Origin of the sequence: Streptomyces sp. NPDC020192 (genome assembly GCF_044388685.1) — a bacterium.
Taxonomy (GTDB): domain Bacteria; phylum Actinomycetota; class Actinomycetes; order Streptomycetales; family Streptomycetaceae; genus Streptomyces.
In genome coordinates, this window is the sequence record NZ_JBIRXG010000010.1 from 57,896 (window position 1) to 83,540 (window position 25,645).

The 25,645-nt window shown below is 71.5% G+C and carries 17 protein-coding genes; 8 read left to right on the plus strand and 9 right to left on the minus strand.

Annotated elements, in window-relative coordinates; all coding sequences use genetic code 11:
• Positions 1–54: 54 nt before the first annotated feature.
• From ACH47Z_RS20385 to ACH47Z_RS20395, 3 genes are read right to left on the minus strand one after another with little or no spacing between them, the layout of a single operon-like run.
• Positions 55–339: an acyl carrier protein gene (locus ACH47Z_RS20385; protein WP_399075490.1), complete on the minus strand. Its 285-nt coding sequence runs from the start codon at positions 337–339 to the stop codon at positions 55–57.
• Positions 323–1,864 carry an amino acid adenylation domain-containing protein gene (locus ACH47Z_RS20390; RefSeq protein WP_399075492.1) on the minus strand — a complete coding sequence of 514 codons (1,542 nt, stop codon included), beginning with the start codon at positions 1,862–1,864 and terminating at the stop codon, positions 323–325. Before ACH47Z_RS20390 ends, ACH47Z_RS20385 begins: the two co-directional genes overlap by 17 nt.
• Before the next feature lie 4 nt (positions 1,865–1,868).
• Positions 1,869–3,008, minus strand: coding sequence for an acyl-CoA dehydrogenase family protein (locus tag ACH47Z_RS20395; RefSeq protein WP_399075494.1), 1,140 nt, complete (start codon positions 3,006–3,008; stop codon positions 1,869–1,871).
• Positions 3,009–3,271: 263 nt separating this feature from the next.
• Between ACH47Z_RS20395 and ACH47Z_RS20400 the strand changes: the two genes are divergently transcribed.
• The 4 genes from ACH47Z_RS20400 (at position 3,272) to ACH47Z_RS20415 (ending at position 4,472) form a co-directional block, all read left to right on the plus strand.
• Positions 3,272–3,559, plus strand: a complete 288-nt coding sequence (locus ACH47Z_RS20400) for a DUF5132 domain-containing protein (RefSeq protein ID WP_399075496.1) — start codon at positions 3,272–3,274, stop codon at positions 3,557–3,559.
• Complete coding sequence (locus ACH47Z_RS20405) at positions 3,559–3,774, plus strand: MbtH family protein (RefSeq protein WP_399075498.1); 216 nt, start codon at positions 3,559–3,561, stop codon at positions 3,772–3,774. Before ACH47Z_RS20400 ends, ACH47Z_RS20405 begins: the two co-directional genes overlap by 1 nt.
• 82 nt (positions 3,775–3,856) lie before the next feature.
• Positions 3,857–4,069, plus strand: coding sequence for a hypothetical protein (locus ACH47Z_RS20410; protein WP_399075500.1), 213 nt, complete (start codon positions 3,857–3,859; stop codon positions 4,067–4,069).
• A 133-nt stretch (positions 4,070–4,202) separates the two neighbouring features.
• On the plus strand, positions 4,203–4,472 hold the full coding sequence (locus tag ACH47Z_RS20415; protein ID WP_399075502.1) for a DUF5132 domain-containing protein: 270 nt from the start codon (positions 4,203–4,205) through the stop codon (positions 4,470–4,472).
• Between the two features lie 126 nt (positions 4,473–4,598).
• Here ACH47Z_RS20415 and ACH47Z_RS20420 read toward each other — a convergent pair whose 3' ends face one another.
• The 3 genes from ACH47Z_RS20420 to ACH47Z_RS20430 all read right to left on the minus strand — a co-directional run bounded on the left by ACH47Z_RS20420 (position 4,599) and on the right by ACH47Z_RS20430 (position 17,387).
• The gene (locus ACH47Z_RS20420) at positions 4,599–6,947 is read right to left on the minus strand and encodes an ABC transporter ATP-binding protein (protein ID WP_399075504.1); all 2,349 of its coding nucleotides are present in this window, start codon (positions 6,945–6,947) and stop codon (positions 4,599–4,601) included.
• 70 nt (positions 6,948–7,017) lie between these two features.
• Positions 7,018–7,227, minus strand: a complete 210-nt coding sequence (locus ACH47Z_RS20425; protein WP_399075507.1) for a hypothetical protein — start codon at positions 7,225–7,227, stop codon at positions 7,018–7,020.
• Complete coding sequence (locus ACH47Z_RS20430; RefSeq protein WP_399075509.1) at positions 7,224–17,387, minus strand: amino acid adenylation domain-containing protein; 10,164 nt, start codon at positions 17,385–17,387, stop codon at positions 7,224–7,226. The genes ACH47Z_RS20425 and ACH47Z_RS20430 overlap by 4 nt, the downstream gene beginning before the upstream one ends.
• Positions 17,388–17,863: 476 nt before the next feature.
• On the opposite strand from ACH47Z_RS20430, the gene ACH47Z_RS20435 reads away from it, so the two are divergent.
• Both ACH47Z_RS20435 and ACH47Z_RS20440 read left to right on the plus strand, forming a co-directional pair.
• Positions 17,864–19,090 (plus strand): M20 family metallopeptidase, encoded by a 1,227-nt coding sequence (locus tag ACH47Z_RS20435; RefSeq protein WP_399075511.1) that lies wholly within the window; start codon positions 17,864–17,866, stop codon positions 19,088–19,090.
• Between the two features lie 151 nt (positions 19,091–19,241).
• The gene (locus ACH47Z_RS20440; RefSeq protein WP_399075513.1) at positions 19,242–20,156 is read left to right on the plus strand and encodes a HipA family kinase; all 915 of its coding nucleotides are present in this window, start codon (positions 19,242–19,244) and stop codon (positions 20,154–20,156) included.
• A gap of 56 nt (positions 20,157–20,212) precedes the next feature.
• On the opposite strand, the gene aceB is transcribed toward ACH47Z_RS20440, so the two are convergent.
• Together aceB and ACH47Z_RS20450 are read right to left on the minus strand one after the other, a co-directional pair.
• On the minus strand, positions 20,213–21,838 hold the full coding sequence (aceB, locus tag ACH47Z_RS20445) for a malate synthase A (protein ID WP_399075514.1): 1,626 nt from the start codon (positions 21,836–21,838) through the stop codon (positions 20,213–20,215).
• A 184-nt stretch (positions 21,839–22,022) separates the two neighbouring features.
• Entirely contained in the window at positions 22,023–22,625 is a 603-nt protein-coding gene (locus tag ACH47Z_RS20450) for an NTP transferase domain-containing protein (RefSeq protein WP_399075516.1), read from the minus strand.
• A 129-nt stretch (positions 22,626–22,754) separates the two neighbouring features.
• Here ACH47Z_RS20450 and ACH47Z_RS20455 point away from each other — a divergent pair, with 129 nt between their 5' ends.
• Positions 22,755–23,069 (plus strand): DUF5955 family protein, encoded by a 315-nt coding sequence (locus ACH47Z_RS20455; protein WP_399075518.1) that lies wholly within the window; start codon positions 22,755–22,757, stop codon positions 23,067–23,069.
• Positions 23,070–23,190: 121 nt separating this feature from the next.
• On the opposite strand, the gene ACH47Z_RS20460 is transcribed toward ACH47Z_RS20455, so the two are convergent.
• Complete coding sequence (locus tag ACH47Z_RS20460; RefSeq protein WP_399075520.1) at positions 23,191–23,985, minus strand: IclR family transcriptional regulator; 795 nt, start codon at positions 23,983–23,985, stop codon at positions 23,191–23,193.
• A 273-nt stretch (positions 23,986–24,258) separates the two neighbouring features.
• Between ACH47Z_RS20460 and allB the strand changes: the two genes are divergently transcribed.
• On the plus strand, positions 24,259–25,599 hold the full coding sequence (gene allB, locus ACH47Z_RS20465) for an allantoinase AllB (protein ID WP_399075522.1): 1,341 nt from the start codon (positions 24,259–24,261) through the stop codon (positions 25,597–25,599).
• Positions 25,600–25,645 lie beyond the last annotated feature (46 nt).

Genomic DNA, 25,645 nt, shown 5'->3' on the forward strand with positions numbered 1-25,645 from the left:
GGCGCCCACGCCGATCGGCGGGTCCGGGACGCGACCCGGCTCGCGCTCGGCGGACTACATCGGTGCTGAGGCTGCCTTCCGCGACCGTGCCTCGTCCAGCTTGCGGGCGACATACTGGTCGATGCTCCTGAGCGTGCCCAGGTTGTCGGGGATGATGTCGCGATCGTCGACCTGGATCCCGAGGCTGTTCTCCAGGTGGGTGACCAGCGAGAGGAGGCCCAGGGAGTCGAGGATGCCCTTCTCGATCAGCGGCAGGTCGTCCGTGAGCTCGGCCGGGGATCCGTCCCAGCCGAGGCCCTCCACGATGAACTTCCGCACCTGGTCAGCGGTGTTGCGCATGGGCGCTTACCTCCATGTCCGCCTTGAGCCGGCGGTAGTCGATCTTGTCTGTGGTGGTTCTGGGCAGGGCCGCCACTGTCCGCAGCCGCCACGGGACCATGTAGCTGGGCAGGACGGTGCGGCAGTGGGCGGTCAGCCGGGCGGCCGCCACGTCCTCGCGCGGCACGACGAACGCCGCGATGAGGTGGCCGAACTCCTCGTCGGGGACGGCGACGGCGGCGCACTCCAGTACGGCCGGGTGGGTCGCCAGCGCCCGTTCCACCTCGCCGAGTTCGACCCGGTAGCCGCGGGTCTTGATCTGGGAGTCCCGCCGTCCGAGGAAGTGCCAGTGGCCCTCGGCGTCCTGGGTGACCAGGTCGCCGGTGTGGTAGGCGGGGACGCCCGGCCGGTCGGGGGCGGGGCGCAGGGCCTGCGCGGTGCGCGCCGTGTCACCGAGGTAGCCGCGCATGACCGTGGCGCCGCGGACGCACAGTTCACCCGTCTCGCCCACCCCGGCCGGGCGGCCGTCGTCGGCCTCCGCGCAGAGTTCGACCCCGGGCAGCGGGACCCCGATGGGTAGTGCCGCGCAGTCTTCCGGGAGGGGCCGCGGCACCTGGTAGTAGGTGCAGACGTTCGTCTCCGTGGGGCCGTAGAGGTTGTAGAAACGCGTGTCGGGAAGCGTCTGCATCGCCCGCCTGAGCAGCGGTACGGGGTACACCTCGCCGGCGAAGAGGGCCAGGCGCAGATCAGGCAGGTCACCGGCGTCCAGGCCACCGCGCGAGACCAGCAGGTTGAGCGCCGAGGGCACCGAGTACCAGACGGTGATCCGCCGGTCACGGACGAACTCGGTCAGCACACGGGGAAAAGCGGCGACGGTCGTGGGCACCGGCACCACGGCGGCACCCGCCCACGCCGCGGCGAAGACATCGAACACCGACAGGTCGAAGTGGAGCGGGGCGTGGTTCGCCAGCCGGTCGGCCCCGGTCACCTCGAACTCCCGCGCCGCCCAGGCCACGAACGACAGCGCGTTGCGGTGCGAGATCATCACGCCCTTGGGATTACCGGTGGACCCCGAGGTGTACAGGACGTACGCCAGGTCGTCCGGCTCCACGGTGATGTCCGGCGCGGCACCGGGCCGTTCGGCCGCCTCGTGCGGGGCGACCACCTCGGCGACCGGGGAACCGGGCCCGCCCAGGTCCGCCCGCAACCGGTCGGCCTCCTCTCGCGCCGCCACCACGACACGGATCCCGGCGTCGGTCGCGATGGTGCGCAGCCGGGGCGCCGGAACGCCGAGGGGCAGCGGGACATAGGCGGCACCGGCCGCGAGCACCCCGTACACCCCGACCAGGGCGTCGGCGGTGCGAGGCAGGTGCAGTCCCACCCGGTCACCGGGCCGGACCCCCAGCGACAGCAGCAGGCGGGCCAGTTGGTTGGCCCGCCGGTCGAGCTCGGCGTAGGTCACGTCACCGCCGTCGTCGATCACCGCGGTGGCGTGCGGAGCACGGGCGGCGCTTCGGCGCAGAAGGTGGTGCAGCAGATCGGTCATGAGTTCACAGCCCCAGCATCCGCGCGATGATCACGCGTTGGAGGTCGGACGTGCCCGAGTAGATGCGGCTTGCCAGGGCATCGCGGACATCGCGCTCCTGCGAGGTGCCGGACATGTAGGCGTACGCACCGTGGGTCGCGAAGGCCGACATGCTGGACTCGCACAGCGCCTCGCTCAGGTACAGCTTCACGATGGAGGACTCCAGACTCGTGCGTCTGCCCTGATCCTTGAGCCAGGCCAGGTGGTACTGCATCAGCCGGGCGGCCTCCAGTCGCACCCGCATGTCGGCGATGCGGCCGGCCACCGACTGCTTCCGGCCGATGGGCTCACCGAACCGTGTGTGGGTGCGCGCATGGGCGACCGACTCGTCCAGTTGACGGCGCATGGTGCCCAGGGCGGTGGCCATGATGAAGCAGCGCTCCCACTCGATGGTGGTGTTGAACACCGTCATGCCCGCGCCGGGGCCGCCCAGCAGTGCCGATGCCGGCACGCGGCAGCCGTCCAGAACCACCTCGCCCATCGGGGAGGAGGACAGCCCCATCTTCTCGAAGGGCTCTCCCACAAGGACGCCCGGTCGGTCCCGCTCGACGATGAACGCGGACAGTCCGCCCACGTCCTCGGGCTCGCCGGACCGGGCGAGCACGACGAAGACGTCGGCCACCGGCGCGTTGGTGATGAACGTCTTGACCCCGTCGAGGACGTAGCCGTCACCGCTCGGCCGGGCGGTCGTGCCGACCGCGAGCGCGTCGGACCCGGACCGGACCTCCGTCACCGCCTGGACGCCGATCATCGAACCGTCGCACAGCGACGGCAGATAGAGGGCTCGCTGCCCGGCGTCGCCGAAACGCCAGAGCGGCAGCGCACAGGACCACATATGAGCGCCCAGCGAGAAAAGCAGTCCGTTGTCGGTGCAGCCGTAGCCCAGTTCTTCCAGCATCAGGACGGTGGTGAGCAGGTCGGCGCCCTGGCCACCGTACTCATGGGGAAACGGCATGCCCTGAACGCCGAATTCGGCGCATTGCCGCCACAGGTCGCGGGAAAAGGGGCGGTCATCACTCGGCGAAGAGGGGTTGAGTTGGGCTTGGGAGAAGCGCAGAGCTTCCTTGCGCATTTGCTCCTGTTCGGCGGTCAGCGCGAAATCCACGCGCCGATCTCCTCTCTTTTTCGTGGCCCGTAATCGGGCGCCCGAGCGACGTTATCGCATCCCTCCAGGACACTTCTACCTGCGCACACGGATGGAGGAGTCCTCGTGTTGCGGCGAATTGTATTTCGATCGAGTTCACTTGATGATAGATATTTTTCGCCCGCAAGGGTGAAGCTGGATGCGTGTGCAGGAATTGGCGGCACAAGGGCGCCACTATTTCATTCGAGCCCCCCGTTCCTCACCCGCAGAGAGAGATCCCGACCATGCCCCCTGTCATCCCCTCCTTCCTGCTCGGCCTCGTCCTGGCGCCGTTGGCGAAGCGCCTCGCCAAGCCGCTGGTGCACGGCACCATCAAAACGACCGTGGGTCTGGCCATGGAGGTGAAGAAGGCCGCGCACCAGGCAGGCGAGGAGTTCCACGACATCGCCGCGGAGGTGACCGCCGAGATGATCAACGCCGAGCTGCGGGATGACGCGAAGCTCGTGGAAACGACCGTGCGGCCTCGGTCTGCCGCGGCCACCGCGGGCGTCGCGAGCGGCAAGGGCGACTGATGACCAACCCGTTCGAGGACGAGGACGCCCGCTTTCTCGTGCTGGTCAACGACGAGCACCAGCACTCCCTGTGGCCGGCCTTCGCCGATGTGCCCGACGGCTGGACCGTGGCCCAGCCGGAGAACAGCCGGCAGGCGTGCCTGGAGTACATCGAGCGCACCTGGACCGACATGCGGCCGCGGAGTCTCGCCGAGGCGATGGACGGCGGCCGGTAGAGCAGCCGCGGCCATGGCGTGCCCAGTTCCTTGTGTCAGCCACCTACGTCAACCCGGACAAAGCTGAGAAGGAGTGGAATCCATGGCCGAAGGCCGTGACCTCGTGATGGAGACAGCGGAGGAGGGCACGTCCGCGAGTCTTTTGTACAGGGTCGAGCTCGTGTACGACCGTGGCGTCTACATGCTCATCGTCCGGGACCTGGTGCAGGGGACCCTGCAGACGACAACGGTCCCCGGCAGGACGGTGGCGAAGATCCCCATGTACCTCTCCAAGCTCGACCTGCGGCAACACTGATGGCGCCCGCCGGAGTGAATGTCCAGGGCCGTGTGGCTCGTCCAGCGGTCCGTGGTCGTCCCTCGGCCGCTGACGCGGGTACGGCGTATATGCGGGTACGGCGTACAGACCGATGAGAGAAGGAGAGATCACCATGGCACCTGTTCCTGTCGCCCCCTTCGTCGCGGGTGTGGTAGCGGCGCCGCTGGTTCAGCGGATCGTCAAGCCCCTCGCGCGCGGCGCTGTGAAGACCTCGGTGGGGCTGGTCATGGACGTCAAACAGGCCTCTGTCAGGGCGGCCGGGGAGATGCGTGACGTCGCAGCCGAGGCGGCAGGGAAGAAGGAACCCGACGCGGCGCCTCGGGACGTCACCGACGGGGTCGTGCCCCCCAAGAAACGGTCGGGTACGGCCAAGACGAGCTGAGTCCGGCGCCCGACGGGAAACGGTGCTTCGACGGGCTCTCCGCACACTGGCCCTGCTCCGGCTGCCTCGCAGCCGGAGCAGGGCCAGTGTCGTCCCGGCGCCCTGTGGTGCGGGGTCGCCCCCGCCTCAGACCGGTACCCGATGGCCGGCCTGCAGCCGCCACAGGGTGGCGTAGGTGCCGTCCCGCGCCACGAGTTCGTCATGTGTCCCGTGTTCGGCCACCAGGCCCCCGGGGCCCAGGACGTAGATCCGGTCGGCGCTTCGGACGGTGGAGAGCCGGTGGGCGATGACGATCATCGTGCGGTCGGTCCCGAACGCCTGAAGAGCGTGCTGGATGGCGGCCTCGGTCTCGTTGTCGACGGCGGAGGTGGCTTCGTCGAGGATGACGACCGGCGGGTCGCGCAGGATGGTGCGGGCCAGTGCGATGCGCTGTTTCTGCCCTCCCGAGAGCGCGGCACCGCGCTCCCCGACCAGGGTGTCGTAACCGTCGGGCAGGGCGTCGATGAAGGCGTGGGCCCCGGCGGTGCGGGCGGCCTCCACGAGCTGCTCGTCGGTGGCGTCGAAGGTGCCGTAGCGGATGTTCTCCGCGATCGTGGAGTCGAACAGGAACGGCTCCTGGGCGACGTACCCGATCGCGCGACGCAGGTCGGGCAGGGCGACGGTACGTACGTCGGTTCCGTCGAGCAGCACCTGTCCCTCGTCGAGGTGGCGGAAGCGCATGAGCAGTTTGGCGATGGTGGTCTTGCCCGCGCCGGTGACGCCGACGATGCCCGTGGTCCGGCCGGGGGCGATGGTCAGGGAGGTGTCGAGCAGCGCCGGCGGGCGACCGGGGTAGGCGAAGGTCACCTTCCGTAGTTCGATGTCGCCGCCGACCTGCTGGGCGGGCAGCCGACAGCCTTCCGTGACGGGCTCGACGGGCAGGTCGTGCAGGTGCTGCACCCGCTCCAGGGCGGCGAGGGTGCGCTGGTACTGATCGGTGATTCCGCCCAGCCGGGTCAGCCGCACCAGGGCGAGGCCCGGCAGTTCGACCAGCGGGCCGAACGCCGCGGAGGGCAGCTCACCCCTCAGTACGGCCCGACCGCCCAGCAGTAGTGTGCCGACCAGTGCCGAGCAGCCGGCCAGCCGCAACGTCTGGGACTGGGCCGCCGCGCTGCGGTCGGTGGAGCCGTTGGCCTCGCGGTACTCCCGGCTCAGCTCGGCGATCCGCGTGCTCTCGTGCTCCTCGGTGCACGCGGCCTTGATGGTGGTGTGGGCATGGAGGTTGTCGGCCATCCTGCCGTTCAGCCGAGCCCGCTGCTCACCGGAGGCGATGTGGTCGGCGACCGCGCGCTCGTGGAAGCGGAAGGACAGCCAGGTGACCAGCGGGACAGGCGCGAAGGCGACCCAGGCGATCTGCGGAGCCAACAGCAGGTACACCGGGATGAGCGCCGCGAGGCTGGTGGCCAGCTGGACCGTTTCATGCAGGCTGGTGCCGACGAAGGTGCCCAACTGGCTGATGTCCTCGGACAGCACCGCGGTGACCCGGCTGGTGCGCTCGCTCTCCAGGTCGGCCGGTGCCAGTCGCTGGATGTGGGCGTAGGTGCGGGTGCGCCAGTCGTGCTCGACCGTCTGTCCCAGCTTGCGCCAGGCGACGCCGGCGCCGTAGCCCAGGGCGGCCATGGCGAGGCAGGCCACCAGGGCGGCGCCGACGAGGACCGACAACTGGGCCGTGGCGCCCGCCACGCCCAGCGCGGCCAGGGTCGCGCTCTCACCCTTGGCGAGCAGCAGCACGGTCGAGGGGACCAGGGCGAACAGCGCCATTTCCGCCAGCTGGGCGAGTACCGACATCAGCGTTGCCGCGCCGAGCTGCCGCTTGTGCCGGCCGATGATGGTCCGCAGCGGGTGGTGGTCCGGGGCGGTTCCGCCCTGCTCCCGCGCCTTCTCCTGCTGCTGGGCGCGATCGGAGCGCGACCACGCCCTCCGGACCACGACGGCCGTGGCCGTGGCGGCCAGGCCGAGGCTGACGAGGGGGTTGGCGAGCAGCGGCATGCAGAACGTGCCACAGGCCAGGGCCGCGACCGCCACGGCGCCGCCGCGAACCAGCAGCGGGAACCGCTGGGGACGCCGAGTCGGGTCGGCGGCATGGGGGCGGTCGGCCGCGGTGGCCGGTGTGCTGGTGCGTCCGGCGCGCGACCGCGCGTACCGCAGGGTCCGGGTGACGGCTTCGTGCAGCCGCGCGGCGATGCGCTGCGGGGGGACGCCGGGGTCGTGCAGGACCAGCACCCGCCCGGTGACCGGGTTCGCGTGCGCCTCGACGATGTCCTCGTCCTCGTTGAGGAAATCCTCGATCAGGCGGGCCACGACCGGTCTGCCACAGACGCCGTCGACATCCCAGCGCTGCCTGCCGGGGATGACGGACCGGGCTCGCAGCGCAGGCCGCACGTCCGGACGGGGTGTCACCGAGGTTTCGGTGGGCGGGTTCTCAAGCAACAGCATGTCAGCAATCACCGGTTTCCGAAGAGGAAGGGGCTCGTACTCGTCACCGCTTCGACGAACGCGTCCGCGCTCACGGCTCGTCGACCAACCCACGCAGACAGGTGCTGGTCCACGGCCGTCCGAGATGACCGGGCCAGCCCCGTCGAAGCCCCGGAGGGCCGTCGGCTTCCTGGCCGTCCGGCACGGTGGGCTGGTTCACGTCCTCGGCTCCGGTCTCGGGCTCGGTCCCGGCCGGGGGAACGGCGCCGTCGCTTCCGCTCGGGTCGCTCGGGTTCGTCATGGTCGGATGTCCTCTTCTGTCCTCTGGGCAAGGCGGGCGTCGATCCGGTCGAGCTCCGTCGCGAGGACCGGCCCGATCTGGGCGAGCGCCTCGGATCCGGTCATCCCGTGGTGTGCGGCGCCGACCGCGTGGGTCTCGATCCGTCCCCGCACGTGGGGGCGCCACGCCTGCGGGGAGGGTGCCTCGGGGGTCGCGTCGTGGGCCGCGGTGAACAGCAGCAGGTCGCCCTCGATCACCCCCGGGGTGTGCGTCTGCGCGAGCCGCGAGAAGTCGCGCGCGGTGGCGACGACGGCGGCAATGCGGTCCGGGCTCAACGAGGCCAGCGGATGGCCGTATGCGCGCAGTACCTCGACCACGTCCTCCGGGCGCAGGTCCGAGGGGCCGGGGAACATGGTGCCCGGGTCGCAGCCGAGAGCCGCCTCGACCACGTCGCGCACGGACGGCACGGCCGGCGCCGCCGAGGGATCCGCCGGGCCGTGCTGCCGAGGGTAGGCATCGAGGGCGGCCACGAGGTCGGCCCGTTCTCCCGAGCGGGCCAGTTCCTCGGCGACGGCGTGTACGAGCAGTCCCCCGGCCGACCAGCCGAGCAGCCGGTAGGGCCCCTGCGGCTGCACCGTGCGGATGTGCTGGACGTACCCGGCCGCGGTCTGCGCCAGCGTGTCCGGCCGGGCCTCGGGCCGGGTCAGGGTCTCCGCCTGGAGCGCGTAGACCGGCTGGTCGGCGGGGAGGTGGCGCAGCAGGCCACTGTAGGACCAGCTGATCCCGGTCGCGGGGTGGATGCACCACAGCGGCGGGCGGCTGCCCTGGGTCCGCAGCGGCAGGAGGGCGTCGAACGCGTCGAGGGAGCCGTCCGAGCCGAGGCGTTCGGCCAGCCCTGCCGGGGTCGGTGCCTCGAAGAGCGTTCGCAGGCCCAGGGGGACGCCCAGAACCTCCCGGACGCGGCTGGTGAGGCGGGTGGCGAGCAGGGAGTGGCCGCCGAGGGCGAAGAAGTCGTCGTCGGCGCTGATCCCGGATACGCCGAGTACCTCGGTGAACAGGTCGCACAGTACCTGCTCCTGTGGGGTGTGCGGAGGCCGGCCACTGCCCGCGACCGGGGTGAAGTCCGGTGCGGGCAGTGCGGCCCGGTCCAGTTTCCCGTTCGGTGTCACCGGCAGCTTCTCCAGGAGCAGGATCGCCGCAGGCACCATGTACTCGGGCAGTCGGGACCGCACGTGCTCACGCAACGTCCCGCTGTCGGGCGTGGCCCCGGCCGCCGCTACGACGTAGCCCACCAGCCGGTCGTCGTGCGTGGTGACGGCGGCGTGGGCGACCGTGGGGTGGGTGGTCAGGGTGGCTTCGATCTCGCCGGGTTCGATGCGGTGGCCGCGCACCTTGACCTGGTCGTCGGCGCGGCCGGCGAAGTGGAGTTGTCCGTCGGGCCGTCGGCGGGCCAGGTCGCCGGTGCGGTACATGCGGGTGCCGGGCGGGCCGTAGGGGTCGGCGACGAACCGCTGCGCGGTCAGGCCCGGTCGGCGCAGATAGCCGCGGGCCAGATGGATTCCGGCGACGTAGAGTTCCCCCGCGACCCCCGGCGGCACCGGCTGCAGCCTGTCGTCCAGGACATGGACGCGGGTACCGGAGATCGGCTGCCCGATCGGTGGGGCCGTGTCCGAGGCCAGTGGCTCGCTCAGGGTCGCGCACACGGTGGTCTCGGTCGGCCCGTAACCGTTGATCATCCGTCGGCCCGGTGCCCATCGCTCCACCAGTCCTGGCGGGCATGCCTCTCCCGCGACGACCAGCGTCGACACTCCGGCGTCCGTCTCGGTCACCGCGGCCAGTGCGGAGGGTGGCACGGTGGCGTGGCTGAGGTGCAGGCCGGGGTCGGTGAGGGCGGTCAGGGGGTCGGTGGTGGGGGCGAGGACGAGGGTGGCTCCGGTGAGCAGGGCGGTGCACAGTTCGGATACGGAGGCGTCGAAGCTGGGTGAGGAGAACTGCAGGACGCGACTGGAGGTGTCGATCGCGAACCGCTTCGCCTGGGCGGTGACCAGGTTGGCGATGCCGGTGTGGGCGACGACCACACCCTTGGGTCGCCCGGTCGATCCGGAGGTGTAGATCACGTAGGCGGGGTGCCGGGGGTCGATCGTGATGCCCGGGTCGGTGTCCGGCTGGTCCCGTGTCAGCGCGGCGATGGCGTGCGGGTCGTCGATGACGAGGGCGGGGCGCGCGTCGTCGAGCATGTACGCGATCCGCGCCGGTGGGTAGGCGGGGTCCACGGGCAGGTAGGCGGCCCCTGCCTTGAGTACGCCCAGGATCGCCACGACCAGCTCCACGCTGCGGGGCAGTACCAGGGCCAGCACGTCCTCGGCCCCGATGCCCCTGGAGACCAGCGCGTGCGCGAGCCGGTTGGCCCGTGCGTTCAACTCCCCATAGGTCAGGGTGGTGTTGCCCGCCACCAGCGCGACCGCGTCCGGAGTGGCCCGCGCCTGGGCCTCGAACAGGACCGGTACGGGAGCGGCCGGAGCCGCGGCCTCGGTGGCGTCACCCGCCCCCAGCAGACACCGCCGCTCGTCCACCGACAGCACGTCCAGCCGGCTCAACGGCCGGTCGGGTGCCTGGACGGCGGCGCTCAGCAGCCGTACCCAGCGGGCGAAGAGGCTGTCGACCGTCTGCCGGTCGAACAGATCGGTGCTGAAGTGGATCGAGACATCCAGACCGGCCGGGCCGCCGTCCGCGCGTTCACGCTCGGTCAGGCTGATGGAGAGATCGGTCTTGGCCGTTCCCGACGGTACGGCGACCTCGCTCACGCGCAGGCCGGGCAGGCCGAAGGTGTCGTCGGGGGTGTTCTGCAGGATGAGCGCGACCTGGAAGAGGGGGTGGCGGGAGAGGGCCCGGCTGGGATTGAGCGCCTCCACCAGGTGGGCGAAGGACACGTCCTGGTGGGCGTAGGCGGCCAGGGCGGTTTCGCGGACGCGGTCGAGGAGCTGGGCGAAGGTCGGGTCGCCCGAAGTGTCGGTGCGCAGGACCAGGGGGTTGACGAAGAAACCGACCAGGTTGTCGAGGGCGTGGTCGGTGCGTCCCGCGACGGGGCTGCCGATGGGGATGTCGGTACCCGCGCCCAGCTTGGTCAGCAGCGCGCTCAGTCCCGCGTGCAGCACCATGAACAGACTCGTCCCCGACCGGCGTGCCAACTCGGTCAGCCCTGCGTGCAGTTCGGCGTGGATACGCAGGGAGACGTCGGCGCCGCGGTGCGAGGCGAGGGGAGGCCGGGGCCGGTCGTGGGGGAGCGCCAGCTCGTCGGGGAGGCCGGCCAGGGTCTCGGTCCAGTAGGCGAGTTGGCGGCTGAGAAGGCTGTCGGGGTCGGCCTGGTCGCCGAGCAGTCGCCGCTGCCACAACGTGTAGTCGGCGTACTGCACCGGCAGGGGCTCCCAGGCGGGTTCCTCGCCGCGGCGGCGGGCGGTGTAGGCGGTTGCCAGATCCTGGGCCAGGGGCGCCATGGACCAGCCGTCGGCGGCGATGTGGTGGACCAGGATCAGGAGCACGTGTTCGGCGGGTCCGAGCGCCAGCAGCTCCGCGCGCAGCGGGGGCTCCACCGCCAGGTCGAACGCGTAACGGGCGGCTTCCGCCAGCCGCGACGGAAACCCGTCCTCGTCCACTTCGGTGACCCGTAGCGACGGACGTGCCGCGAACGCGTCGATGATCCGCTGGCAGGGAACGCCGTCGACCTCGGGGAAAACGGTGCGCAGGGTCTCGTGCCGGGCCACGACATCGCCCAGCGCCCGCTCCAGCGCGTCCCGGTCGAGCTCGCCGGACAGGCGCAGCGCCAGGGGGATGTTGTAGGTGGCGCCGGGACCCTCCAGGCGGTGCAGGAACCACAGGCGCCGCTGTACGAACGACAGCGGCATCCTTTCGGGACGCGGCAGGGGCAGCAGGGCGGGGCGTACGGGCTGCGTGCCGCCCTCGAGCCGCGCCGTCAGTTCGGCCACGGTGGGGGCCTCGAACAGCGTGCGTACGGCGAGTTCCGCGCCGAGGGCGGCCCGGATCCGGCTGGTGAGGCGGGTGGCGAGCAGGGAGTGGCCGCCGAGGGCGAAGAAGTCGTCGTCCACGCCGATGTCGGGTACGCCGAGTACCTCGGTGAACAGGTCGCACAGCACCCGCTCCCGTGGGGTGTGCGGGGGGCGGCCGCTGCTCGCGCTCGTCGTGAAGTCCGGTGCGGGCAGGGCTGCCCGGTCCAGTTTCCCGTTCTGCGTCAGCGGCAGTCTCTCCAGGAGAAGGATCGCCGCAGGGACCATGAAGGCGGGGAGACACGTACGAAGGAAGGCTCGCAGCCCGGCCGGATCCGTCTCGGCACCGGCCGCCGGTACGACGTAGCCGACCAACCGGTCCTCGTGCGCGGCGACGGCGGCGTGGGCGACCGTGGGGTGGGCGGTGAGGGCGGCTTCGATCTCACCGGGCTCCATGCGGTGACCGCGGATCTTGAGCTGGTCGTCGGCGCGGCCGGCGAAGTGCAGGTGGCCGTCGGGCCGCCAGTGGGCCAGGTCGCCGGTGCGGTACATGCGGGTGCCGGGCGGGCCGTAGGGGTCGGCGACGAATCGCTCGGCGGTCAGGCCCGGTCGGTGCAGGTAGCCGCGGGCCAGCCCGGTTCCGGCGACGTACAGTTCCCCGGTCACGCCCGGTGGCGTCGGCTGCAGCGCGTCGTCCAGGACATAGGCGCGGGAGCCGGGAACCGGCAGTCCGAGGACCGGGGTCGCGGTGGCGTCGAGCCGGGTGCGAACGGCGTCCACGGTGCACTCGGTCGGCCCGTACATGTTGTGGGCCACCAGCCCGTCCACGGCCCGGAGTTCCCGCCACAGCCGGTCCGGCAGGGCCTCGCCGCCGAGCACGGCCACGCTCGGCCGCCACCGCTCGTCGGCGAACAGACCCCGGTCGGCCAGGACGCGCATGTACGAGGGGGTCACGTCGACGGAGTCGATGCGGTGGTCCACCAGCCACGCCGTGAACCGGTCCGCGTCCGCCCAGGTGGCGGCGTCGACCACGTGCAGTTCATGGCCGTTCATGAGGGCCGCCAGCTGTGCCCAGGAGGCGTCGAAGGACACCGACGCGGTCAGTGCCACGCGCAGCCGCCGCCCTCCGGCCCGGTCCGCCGCCGGAGCGAACACCCGCTGCCCGTACTGGACGGCCATGTCGGCCACGCTCGTGTGCCGGGCGACGACACCCTTGGGCACGCCGGTCGACCCCGAGGTGTAGATCACGTACGCCGGATGGTCGGGCAGCAGCCCCGTCACCGGCTCGGCATCCGGCAGCGTCTTGAGCCTCTCGGCGGTCTCGGGCGCGTCGAGCAGCAGGCGCGGCACACCTGGATCCAGGCCTCCCGCGACGGCGGTGGGGATGTCGGTCAGGAGCAGCACGGGCCGGGCGTCCTCGACCATGGCGGCGATGCGCGCGGCCGGGTAGGCGGGGTCCAGGGGCAGGTAGGCGGCTCCGGCCTTGAGCACGGCGAGGATGGCCACGATCAGGTCCGCCGAGCGCGGCAGGGCGACGGCGACGACATCCTCCACCTCGACGCCGCGAGCGGTCAGTGCCTGGGCGAGCCGGTTGGCCCGGGCGTCGAGTTCGACATAGGTGAGGACGGCGTCATCGGCGACGACGGCGAACGAGTCCGGGGTGGTGGCCACCTGGGTGCGGAAGAGCTCGGGGAGCGTGTCCGCGGCCGTGCGCGCAGGCACGGCCCCGTCGGTACCGGCGAGGAGGCGGCGGCGTTCGTCGGCGGACAGCACGTCGATGCGGCTGATCGGCCGGTCCGGGTCCCGGACGGCCGCTTTCAGCAGTCGTACCCAGCGTGCGGCCAGGTCCTGGACCGTGGCGTGGTCGAACAGGTCGGTGGCGTACTCGATCGCACAGTCCAGCCCGGCACACTCGCCGCTCCCGGAGCGCTGTTCGCAGGCGGAGACGTCCAGATCGAACTTGGCTGTCGCCGTCGGCAGCGGGCCGGCGGAGGTCTCCAGGCCGGGGAGGGCGAACTCCCCGGCCTCGGCGCTGTCGACCGAGAGCATCACCTGGAACAGCGGGTGCCGGGCCGGTGACCGGAGCGGGTTGAGTGCCTCCACCAGGCGCTCGAAGGGCAGGTCCTGGTGGGCGTAGGCGGCCAGTGCGGTTTCCCGGACGCGGTCGAGGAGCTGGGCGAAGGTCGGGTCGCCGGACGTGTCGGTGCGCAGGACCAGAGTGTTGACGAAGAATCCGACCAGGTCGTCGAGGGCCTGGTCGGTGCGCCCCGCGACGGGGCTGCCGATGGGGATGTCGTCACCCGCCCCCAGCTTGGTCAGTAGCGTGCTCAGACCCGCGTGCAGCACCATGAACAGGCTCGTCCGCGACCGGCGCGCCAACGCCGCCAACTCCGCGTGCAGTTCGGCGTCGATGCCGAAGCCAACCTGCGCGCCCTGGTGCGAGGCGACGGGAGGCCGGGGCCGGTCGCAGGGGATCCTCAGTTCGTCGGGCAGGCCGGCCAGGGCCCGTGTCCAGTACGCGAGCTGGTGGCCCGCAAGGCTCTCCGGGCCGGTTTCGGCACCGAGGAGTTCGCGCTGCCACAGGCTGAAGTCGGCGTACTGGACCGGCAGCGGTGCCCACCCCGGCTCCTCGCCTCGGCGCCGGGCGGCGTACGCGGTCGCGAGGTCGCGGCCCAGGGGAGCCGTCGACCAGCCGTCGGCCGCGATGTGGTGGATCACGATCAGCAGCACGTGCTCGGTGGGCCCCACGGCGAACAGCTCCGTGTGCAGCGGGGGTTCGGCGGCCAGGTCGAACGTGTACCGGGCGGCCTCCGCCAGCCGGTCGGGCAGCTCCGCCCGGCCGACCACGGCCGTGTGCAGCTCCGGCCGGGCCGCGGCGGCGTCCAGCACCCGCTGGCAGGGCTCACCGTCGACTTCGGGGAAGACCGTGCGCAGGCTCTCGTGCCGGGCCACGACATCGCCCAGGGCCCGCTCCAGAGCCGCCGGGTCCAGGCGGCCGTTCAGGCGCAGTGCCACAGGGATGTTGTACGTGGCGTCGGGGCCCTGCATGCGGTGCAGGAACCACAGGCGCCGCTGCGCGAACGACAGCGGCACGGGATCGGGCCGTTCACGACCGGTCAGCGCCGGCCGTTCCCGGTCCGCGCCGCCCAGCCGGGCCGCCAGGCCGGCGACGGTGGGCGCCTCGAACAGCGTGCGCAGGTCCACGGGTGTGCCGAGGGCGGCTCGGATGCGGCTGGTGAGCCGGGTGGCGAGCAGGGAGTGGCCGCCTACGGCGAAGAAGTCGTCATCGACCCCTACGGCGGACAGCCCCAGTACCTCTGCGAACAGTGCGCACAGCACCTGCTCCTGTGGGGTGTGCGGGGGCCGGCCGCTTCCCGCGGCCGTGGTGAAGTCCGGTGCGGGCAGTGCTGCCCGGTCCAGCTTCCCGTTCCGCGTCACCGGGAGCGCCTCCAGCTCCACGAAGGCGGAGGGCACCATGTGTGCGGGCAGCCGGGACCGTAGATGCTCACGCAACGTCCCGCTGTCGAGCGTGCCGTCGGCCTCCGGCACCACATGGGCGACGAGCAGGTCGTCGTGCGTGGTGACGGCGGCGTGGGCGACCGTGGGGTGGGTGGTGAGGGTGGCTTCGACCTCGCCGGGTTCGATGCGGTGGCCGCGGACCTTGACCTGGTGGTCGGTGCGGCCGAGGTACTCCAGTTGGCCGTCGGGCCGCCGGCGGGCGAGGTCGCCGGTGCGGTACATGCGGGTGCCGGGCGGGCCGTAGGGGTCGGCGACGAAGCGCTGCGCGGTCAGGCCCGGTCGGCGCAGATAGCCGCGGGCCAGATGGATCCCGGCGACGTACAGTTCCCCCGCGATCCCCGGTGGCACCGGCCGCAACGCCGTGTCCAGCACATACGCGCGGGAGCCGGGGATCGGCGGTCCGATGGGCGGTGCCGTGTCCGCGGGTGTCAGGGGTCCGCTCATCGTCGCGCATACGGTGGTCTCGGTGGGGCCGTAGGCGTTGATCATCCGTCGTCCCGGTGCCCATCGCTCCACCAGTCCTGGCGGGCATGCCTCTCCCGCGACGACCAGCGTCGAGACACCTGCGTCCGTCTCGGTCACCACGGCCAGCGCGGACGGCGGCACGGTGGCGTGGGTGATGTGCGCGTCCGTGTCGGTGAGGGCGGTCAGGGGGTCGGGGGAGAGGACGAGCGTGGCTCCGGTGAGCAGGGCGGTGCACAGTTCGGATACGGAGGCGTCGAAGCTGGGTGAGGCGAACTGCAGGACGCGGCTGCCGGGCTCGATGGCGAAGCGTTCGGTCTGGGCGGTGACCAGGTTGGCGATGCCGGTGTGGGCGACCACGACTCCCTTGGGCTGTCCGGTCGATCCGGAGGTGTAGATGACGTAGGCGGGGTGCCGGGGGTCGATGGTGACGGCCGGGTCGGTGTCGGGCTGGTCCTGTGTCAGCGTGGTGAGTGTGTGCGGGGCGTCGATGACGAGGGCGGGGCGCGCGTCGTCGAGCATGTACGCGATCCGCGCCGGCGGGTAGGCGGGGTCCACGGGCAGGTAGGCGGCTCCGGCCTTGAGTACGCCCAGGATCGCCGTCACCAGCTCCACGCTGCGGGGCAGCGCGAGGGCCACGACGTCCTCCGCCCCGACACCCCTGGAGATCAGCGCGTGCGCGAGCCGGTTGGCCCGCGCGTTCAACTCCCCGTACGTCAGGGCGGTTCCGTCGGCCACCACGGCGACCGTGTCCGCAGTGGCCCGGACCTGTTCCTCGAACAGCACCGGTACGGGAACGGCGGGAGCCCCGGACGCGGTGGCGTCATCCGCCCCGAGCAGGCGCCCCCGCTCATCGGCCGACAACACCTCCAGCACGCCGACCGGCAGACCGAGATCGAGGTTCGCCATGTCCGCCAGGAGGCGCAGCAACCGCTGCTGGTGGTCCGCGAGGTCGGCGTCGTCGTACACCTCGGGCGCGGCGTGCAGTTCCAGGTGCAGGCCGACGTCGTCCCGGCGGTCCCACACCGCGACCATCAGGTCCGTGAGCAGTCCGGCGGAGACGTTGTGCGCGGTGCACCGGTGGCCGGCGAAGGTGATGTCGTAGTTGAACCCCATGAGGTTGACCACCGGCGAGAACGCCGAGCCGGCACCGCGGGGCAGACCGAGCTCGCGGTACAGGTCCTCGCCGCGGTAGCGCTGGTGTGCCACCGCCTCGCGCATCCGGTCGTCGACCTGGGCCAGCAGCTCTTCCAGCGGCATGCCGGGTCGTACGGCCAGCCGTACGGGCACCCCGTTGGCCAGCATCCCCGGCGTGGTGCGGGACGCCCGGTCCAGGCGGCCGGACACGGCCAGCCCGACCGTCACGTCCCGCGCGCCCGTCAGCCGGTGCGCGTACAGCGCCACCGCGGCGACCACGAACCGGTTCGGGGGGACGTCGGCTCGCCAGGCGGCCGCCCGCAGAGTCCGTGGGACGGGACACCCGCCGGTTGTGCGGGCGGGCCCGAGAGCCGGTCCGGTGGACGGTTCCGTCTCCGCGAGGCCGGGGTCCGGTGCCGCGCATCCCGAGCGGGGCGGAATCGCGGCCGTCTGCGTCCAGCCGGCGAGCCGCCGCGTCCAGTACTCCCGGTCGGCGGCGCAGTCCTGCGACGCGCGGTAGTCCTGGTCGGCCCGGACGAGGGCCGACAACGGGCCGAAGGGACTGGGGCCGGACCTCTGCCCGTGGGCCAGGGCCGTGTACACCTCGGCGGTCCGGCGTGCCATGAGGGACAGGCCGAACGCGTCCATGACCGCGTGGTGGTAGGTGTGGCACCACCAGGACCGGTCCGGCGCCAGCCGGAGCAGCGCGAAGCTGAAGAGCGGGTCGGACGCCAGGTCCATGGGCCGGGCCAGGTCCTGGGTGATCCATGTGCGTGCGGACGCCTCCGGGTCGGATGCGTCGCTGACGTCGACGAGCGGCAGCGACCAGCGCCGCTCGCGTTTCAGAAGCTGCTCCGGGCCGTCCTCGCCGGGCACCACCTGGACCCGCAGCGCGTCGGTCTCGGCCACGACCTGGCGCAGCGCCGCCTCGAACACGGCGGCGTCGACCGGCCCGCGGATGTCCAGGTACTCGCCCATACGGAGCGCGGCGCCCGCGCTCGGGGAATGCTGGTCGGCGAGCCAGATCTCGCGCTGTGCTGCGGTCAGCGGCAGGACCAACACGGGGCAACCTCCTGCAATGTCCGAGATTCCTGCCCACGCCCGCACCATTTCCGGCGGAGCAGTACCGAGTGCGGCCCGAAAGACGACCCAATGGTGCACTCATCGTGCCAGCTACGAGAGCGAGTTCCGGCACGTGCACGTCATTGCCACCCGAATGCAGGCACCGCAAACGCTGTTGTAGCACTAACGTGCTTCATCGGGCTCGCGATATTAGTGGTGCCGGATCAACTCCGTTTGCAGCAAGGGCGCTTGAGCTGCCGCACGGTGTCGGTGAAATTGCTCTCTGAATCCCCGTTCGGTGCAGCCTCACATTCTCCGATGAATCCTTTCTTCGGCGAGCGTGGCAGTGCATTTCCGTGTGAAATTCGAAGGGGTCGAGCACGCCAGCGCGTCGCTTCCTGTTCAACGGACGGAATCCGCCATCCTGTCGGTACGCCGTGCTGCCATGGGCCGGGTGAGGGAAGGAGAACGGTTGCATGACACCTCCGCCTCGGGACCCGTCTCTCCTCGACGAGGCCCGCCGCTTGGCACCCGAAGCGGTTGCCCTGCGCCGCGCGGTGCACCGTGATCCGGAGCTGGGCCTCGACCTGCCGGAGACGCGACGCCGTGTGCTGGGCGCGCTCGACGGCCTCGGCCTGGAGATCCGCACCGGCCGGGCGCTGTCCTCCGTCACCGCGGTCCTCACCGGCGCGGCCGACGGCCCGACGATCCTGCTGCGCGCCGACATGGACGCGCTGCCGGTCGCCGAGGAGACCGGCCTGCCGTTCGCCTCGCGGACTCCCGGACTCATGCACGCGTGCGGCCATGACGCCCACACGGCGATGCTCGCGGGCGCCGCACGGCTGCTCGCCGGGCGCCGCGAAGGAATTGCCGGACGTGTGGTGTTCATGTTCCAGCCTGGCGAGGAGGGCCATCAGGGAGCCCGCCACATGATCGAGGAGGGTGTGCTGGAGGCGTCCGGACGCAGGGCCGACGCCGCCTTCGCCCTCCATGTGCACCCCAACCTGCCCGCGGGCGCGCTGCGGTTGCGTCCCGGCCCGCAGTTGGCGGCCTCCGACCGGTTCCGGGTCGTCGTACGCGGGCGCGGCGGCCACGCCTCCGCGCCGCACACGACGTGCGACCCGGTGCCTGTGGCGTGCGAGATCGTGCTGGCGCTGCAGACGATGGTCACCCACAGCCTGTCCGCCGATGCCAAGGCCGTTCTCAGCGTGACGCGCCTGACCGCGGGTACGGCCACGGGCATCATCCCGGACACCGCGGAGCTGGGCGGTACCTTGCGCACCCTGTCCGAGCCGACCCGGAAGACGCTGCACGAGGGGATCACCAGGGTGGCCGAGGGCGTGGCCGCCGCTCACGGAGCGGAGGCCGAGGTGACCGTCGAGCCGGTCTATCCGGCCACCTTCAACGACCCCGGGTTCACCGACTTCGTCCTGCGCACGGCCGCGGGCGCGCTCGGGACGGAGAACGTGGATGTCCTGACGACCACGCAGATGGCGTCGGAGGACTTCTCCTACGTCCTCCGGGCAGTCCCCGGCGCCCTGGCCTTCCTCGGCGTGAGCCCACCGGGTCCGGCGCCGCACGAGGCCCCGTCACTGCACTCACCCCGCATGGACATGGACGAGGAAGCGATCGCGTCGGGCATCGCCTGCCACGCAGCCGTGGCGCTGGCCTTCCTTGCCGGAGGCGGTCCGGAGCCCGCGTGACGGCCCGACATACGCGCCGCTCTCCCCCTTACTATGCTCACTTCATGCCGGAGGCCGGAAGCCAGGGGCGTACCAGGGACGTTTCCCCAGGTCGCAACACGTGGGAGCTGGACGTGGAATGTAAGGCAAACGAGTTGTGGGGCCTTGGAAGATGCTGAGAGAGGTCACCGCAAACCGCTACATCGCCCCCCTCCACTCCGGTGGCTCCGTCCCCGGCGTCGTCGAGGCCGACGACCTCGGCACGTACGTCGTGAAGTTCACCGGCTCGGCACAGGGGCACAAGGCGCTGGTCGCCGAGGTGATCGTCGGTGAGCTCGCCCGTGCGCTGGGCCTGCGCTTCCCGGAGCTGGTGCTCGTCCACTTCGACCCGGTGATCGCCGCGGACGAGCCCCACCAGGAGGTCCGGGACCTGCACGGCGCGAGCGCGGGCGTGAACCTCGGCATGGACTGTCTGCCGGGCGCCGCCGACTTCACCCCCGAGATCGCGAAGACCTTCCCGGTGGACCCGCTGGAGGCGGGCCGGATCGTCTGGCTGGACGCGCTCACGGTCAACGTGGACCGCACGGTGCACAGCTCCAACCTCATGGTGTGGCCCACGCTCGGCACCGTACCGCCGCGCCTGTGGCTCATCGACCACGGCGCCGCCCTCGTCTTCCACCACCGCTGGGACACCACCACCCCGGGCAAGAGGTACGACTTCCGGCACCACGCCCTCGGCCACTACGGCCCCGACGTCCGGGCGGCCGACGCCGAACTGGCCCCCAGGGTGACCGAGGAGCTGCTGCGGGGCATCGTCGCCGAGGTCCCGGACGCCTGGCTGGCCGAGGACGCCGGCTTCGCGACCCCGGACGACGTCCGCGCCGCCTACGTCGACTACCTCCTCGCCCGGGTGCGCCTGTCGCCCGAGTGGCTGCCCACCGACTTCCCGAGCCGCGAGCAGCTCGCCGCCGAGGACGCCGCCCGCGCCGCGAGGACCCAGGCGGGCCGCCCGGCCTGGCTCCAACGCGTCCCCGATCTGCACGGCAAGCCGGCCGCGGAACAGGACTGGTCGGTCCACCTGGGGTGACCACGCGCGAGCGGCCCCGGGACGGGATCTCCCGGGGCCGCCCGCACGCGTCAGGTTCAGCCCTTGAGCTGCTCGTACGCCGGCAGGGTGAGGAAGTCGGCGTAGTTCTCGTCCAGGGAGACCTTCAGCAGCAGGTCGTGCGCCTCCTGCCAGTGGCCGGCGGCGAAGGCCTCCTCGCCGATCTCCTGGCGGATGTCGGACAGTTCCTCGGCGGCGACCTTGCGGGCCAGCTCGGGCGTGGCCGTGTCGCCGTTCTCGAACTCGACGCCCGCGTTGATCCACTGCCAGATCTGCGAGCGGGAGATCTCGGCGGTGGCCGCGTCCTCCATCAGGTTGAAGATGGCGACCGCGCCGAGACCGCGCAGCCAGGCCTCGATGTACCGGATGCCGACCTGGACGGCGTTGACGAGACCGTTGTACGTCGGCTTCGCGTCCAGCGAGTCGACCGCGATCAGGTCGGCCGCCTCGACGTGGACGTCCTCGCGCAGCCGGTCCTTCTGGTTCGGCTTGTCGCCGAGGACCCTGTCGAAGGACTCCATGGCGATCGGGACGAGGTCGGGGTGGGCGACCCAGGAGCCGTCGAAACCGTCGTTCGCCTCGCGGTCCTTGTCGGCGCGGACCTTCTCGAAGGCGACCTTGTTGACCTCGGCGTCCCGCCGGGACGGGATGAAGGCCGCCATGCCGCCGATCGCGTGCGCGCCGCGCTTGTGGCAGGTGCGGACGAGGAGTTCGGTGTACGCCCGCATGAACGGGGCGGTCATCGTCACCGCGTTGCGGTCCGGCAGGACGAACCTGGCGCCGCCGTCCCGGAAGTTCTTCACGATGGAGAACAGGTAGTCCCAGCGGCCGGCGTTCAGCCCGGCGGCGTGGTCGCGGAGTTCGTAGAGGATCTCCTCCATCTCGTACGCCGCCGTGATCGTCTCGATCAGGACGGTCGCGCGGATGGTGCCCTGCGGGATGCCGACGTAGTCCTGCGCGAAGACGAACACGTCGTTCCACAGCCGGGCCTCGAGGTGCGACTCGGTCTTCGGCAGGTAGAAGTACGGGCCCTTGCCGAGGTCCAGCAGCCGCTGGGCGTTGTGGAAGAAGTACAGGCCGAAGTCGACGAAGGCGCCCGGCACCGGCGTGCCGTCGGCGTCGACGAGGTGCCGCTCGTTCAGGTGCCAGCCGCGCGGCCGCATGACGACCGTCGCCAGCTCCTCGTTCGGCCGCAGGGCGTAGGACTTCCCGGTCCCCGGGTCGGTGAAGTCGATGTTCCGGGTGTAGGCGTCGGTCAGGTTGACCTGGCCGAGGACGACGTTCTCCCAGGTGGGCGCGGAGGCGTCCTCGAAGTCGGCGAGCCAGATCCTCGCGCCCGAGTTGAGCGCGTTGATGGTCATCTTGCGGTCGGTGGGGCCGGTGATCTCGACGCGCCGGTCGTTCAGCGCGGCCGGGGCAGGGGCGACCTTCCAGGAGTCGTCCGCGCGGATCGCGGCGGTCTCGGGGAGGAAGTCGAGCGTGGAGGTGCGGGCGATCTCGGCGCGGCGCTCGGCCCGGCGGGCGAGGAGTTCGTCACGGCGCGGGGTGAACCGCCGGTGCAGCTCCGCCACGAAGGCGAGCGCCGCGTCCGTGAGGACCTCTTCCTGCCGGGGCAGGGACTCGGCGTCGACGATGGCCAGCGGGGACGGCGCTGGTGCGGACATGAGCTGTCACTTCCTTCAGCGGTGGCACCAAGTGCCAAGAGGCACGAATAGGGCAATCAGCGCCGACTGTGCGGGCAGGCGCTTCTGAACAGTGGATAGTAGTTTCCTCATCGTGGAACTTCAATGGTTTGTTGACGTCGAGATTCTCTGAGTCGAGGGAAGGTGGCGCCCAGTGCCACCCCGTTCACTCAAGGTGGCGCAGATCGGCCTCGGTGTCGACGTCATAGGGCTCGGCGACGTCCGCGCACTCCACGAGCCGGATCTCGCCGTCGTGTTCCTTCAGATAGGCGCGTGCCCCGCGGTCCCCGGTGGCCGTCGCCGCGATGCCCGCCCAGTGGGCCGCGCCGAACAGCACGGGATGCCCGCGCACGCCGTCGTAGGCGGCCGAGACCAGCGATTTCTCGTCCTCGTACGCCCCGAGCACCCGGGCCACGGCCGCCGTCCCGATGCCCGGCTGGTCGACCAGGCTCACCAGGGCCGCGCGGGCCCCCGTACCGCCGAGCGAGACCAGCCCGGCCCGCAGCGACGAGCCCATCCCGTCGGCCCAGCCGGGGTTGTCCACGAGCACACAGCCGCCCAGCTCGGCACGCGCGCGTACCTCGTCCGCCGACGCGCCCAGGACCACATGGATCCGCCCGCACCCGGCCGCGCGCAGCACGCCGACGGCATGCTCGACCAACGGCCGCCCCCGGTGCTCCAGCAGCGCCTTGGGCCGCCCGCCGAGCCGCCGTCCCCCGCCGGCGGCGAGCAGCAGCCCGGTGACCTCTTCGTGATGCTTGTCCGTCATGCGTCCTGCATACCCGACGCGGCGGTCGGCGGCCGGTTCCCCAGGGCTGAATTTCGGTCCGTGCGGTGGCGCTCCCGGACGCGGTGGCGTTTACTGACCGGCGCACGACGGCGTGTGAGGGGGAGGCCAGTGTTGCGGAGCTTGGGGCAGAGACCGGTGACCGGCAGCGACGAGGACCCGAGAGTGGCGGAACTGCGGACCGCGGTGTCCCGGCTGCGCCGCGAACTCGCCGCGCTGCCCTCCGAGTTCCCCGACCGGGCGATCGCCGAGGACGAACTGGCGGCCCTGGCGGCGATGGCCTCCGGCGGCTCCCCGGAGATCCCGCGCCTGCGCGGCTCCCTGTTACTGATCGCGGGGGCGATCGGCTCGGTGAGCGCCTTGGCCAGGGGTCTGAGGGAGGTCAGGGACGCGGTGGACTTGTTCGGGGAATCACCGCGAGCTTGAAGGTGCAGGGCGAGGTGACCGACCCGGGGGCACGGGGCTGTTTCGATATGCGGCTCCGCCGCGTGGGCGCGATCCACCACGAACAACCCGCAGTCGCCCACGCGCCGAAGGAGGCACCCCGTCAGGCGCCCGAACTCGCCAAAGCCTGAGACAGCTCAAGGGCGATCTGCTGCAGCACCGGCACGATCTTGTCCGTCGCAGCCTCGGTGACCCTTCCGGCAGGCCCCGAGATGGAGATCGCCGCAGCCGTCGGAGACTCCGGCACGGACACCGCGAGACACCGCACCCCGATCTCCTGCTCGTTGTCGTCGACGGCGTACCCCGACCGTCGTACATCCTCCAGCGCGGCCAGGAACCCCTCGGGCGTGGTGATGGTCTTCTCGGTCGCGGCCGGCATCCCGGTACGGGCGAGCAGCGCCCGCACCTCGTCATCCGGCACCCCGGCGAGCAGCGCCTTGCCCACGCCGGTCGAGTGCGGCAGCACCCGTCGGCCCACCTCGGTGAACATCCGCATCGAGTGCTTCGACGGCACCTGCGCCACGTACACGATCTCGTCGCCGTCCAGCAGCGCCATGTTCGCCGTCTCGCCGGTCTCCTCGACCAGCCGCGCGAGATACGGCCGCGCCCAGGTGCCGAGCAGCCGGGACGCCGACTCGCCGAGCCGGATCAGCCGGGGGCCGAGGGCGTAGCGCCGGTTCGGCTGCTGACGGACGTACCCGCAGGCGACCAGGGTGCGCATCAGCCGGTGGATGGTCGGCAGCGGCAGCCCGCTGGTCGCGGACAGCTCGCTCAGGCCCACCTCGCCGCCCGCGTCCGCCATCCGCTCGAGCAGATCGAAGGCGCGCTCGAGGGACTGGACGCCGCCGCCGGCGGAGGGCTTGGCGGAGTCGGTGGTGCTGGCGCTGGACGTCGGCACGGCGCGTTCCTTTCGGGACTGGCGGGAGGGCAGAAGCCTACCCGGCAGTCGGTTGACTCCCTGCTTGTACGTAGCTACGTTCTGCTTGATGGAATTCTAATTCCGCTTTGTGGAAACGTCCAGAGTGGGTGCGGGTGACGTACTGCCCAGAAGTGTGCCCCTTGACGGCGTGGAAGCGGGAGTGAAGACTCCTTCAACAGAACGTTGAAATCCGTTACGTGGGTGTAAATCCCGTTTCCTGGGCGTAAAACGGCGGTACAGAGAGGGGTTCGGGTGTCCGACGCTGAACTGGTCCTGCGCTCGACGCGCGTCATCACACCGGAGGGGATACGGGCCGCCACGGTCACCGTGTCCGCCGGGAAGATCACGGCCGTCCTGCCGTACGACGCGGAGGTCCCGGCCGGGGCCCGGCTGGAGGACGTCGGCGACCATGTGCTGCTGCCCGGCCTGGTCGACACCCACGTGCACGTCAACGACCCCGGCCGCACCGAGTGGGAGGGCTTCTGGACCGCCACGCGCGCGGCGGCGGCCGGCGGCATCACCACGCTGATCGACATGCCGCTCAACTCCCTCCCGCCGACCACGACCGTCGAGCACCTGCGGGTGAAGCGGCAGGTGGCCGCCGACAAGGCGCACATCGACGTCGGCTTCTGGGGCGGCGCCCTGCCGGACAACGTCAAGGACCTGCGCCCGCTGCACGACGCCGGTGTGTTCGGCTTCAAGGCGTTCCTGTCCCCGTCCGGCGTGGACGAGTTCCCGCACCTCGACCAGGACCGGCTCACCCGGTCCCTGGCGGAGATCGCCGGCTTCGACGGGCTGCTGATCGTGCACGCCGAGGACCCGCACCACCTCGCCGCCGCCCCGCAGCAGGGCGGCCCGAAGTACACCGACTTCCTCGCCTCCCGCCCGCGCGACGCCGAGGACACGGCCATCGAGAGCCTCATCGCGCAGGCCAAACGCCTCCACGCGCGCGTGCACGTCCTGCACCTGTCCTCCAGCGACGCGCTGCCGCTGATCCGCGCCGCCCGCGCGGACGGTGTACGGATCACCGTGGAGACCTGCCCGCACTACCTCACCCTGACCGCCGAGGAAGTCCCGGACGGCGCCAGCGAGTTCAAGTGCTGCCCGCCCATCCGTGAGGCCGCCAACCAGGACCTGCTCTGGGAGGCGCTGGCCGACGGCACGATCGACTGCGTCGTCACCGACCACTCGCCCTCCACCGCCGACCTGAAGACCGACGACTTCGCCACCGCCTGGGGCGGCATCTCCGGCCTCCAGCTCAGCCTCGCCGCCGTATGGACCGCGGCACGCGCGCGTGGCCACGGCCTGGAGGACGTCGTCAGCTGGATGTCCGCGCGGACCGCCGCACTCGTCGGCCTGGGCGCCTCCAAGGGCGCCATCGCCCCCGGCCACGACGCCGACTTCGCCGTCCTCGCCCCCGACGACACCTTCACCGTCGACCCGGCCGCCCTCCAGCACCGCAACCGGGTCACCGCGTACGCCGGCAAGACGCTGTACGGCGTCGTGAAGTCCACCTGGCTGCGCGGCGAACGCATCGTCCACGACGGCGAGTTCACCGAGCCGAAGGGCACCCTGCTCACCCGCCCCCAGTAGTCCACCCCGCACCCGGCCCACTCCCGGAAAGGAACCCCTGATCACC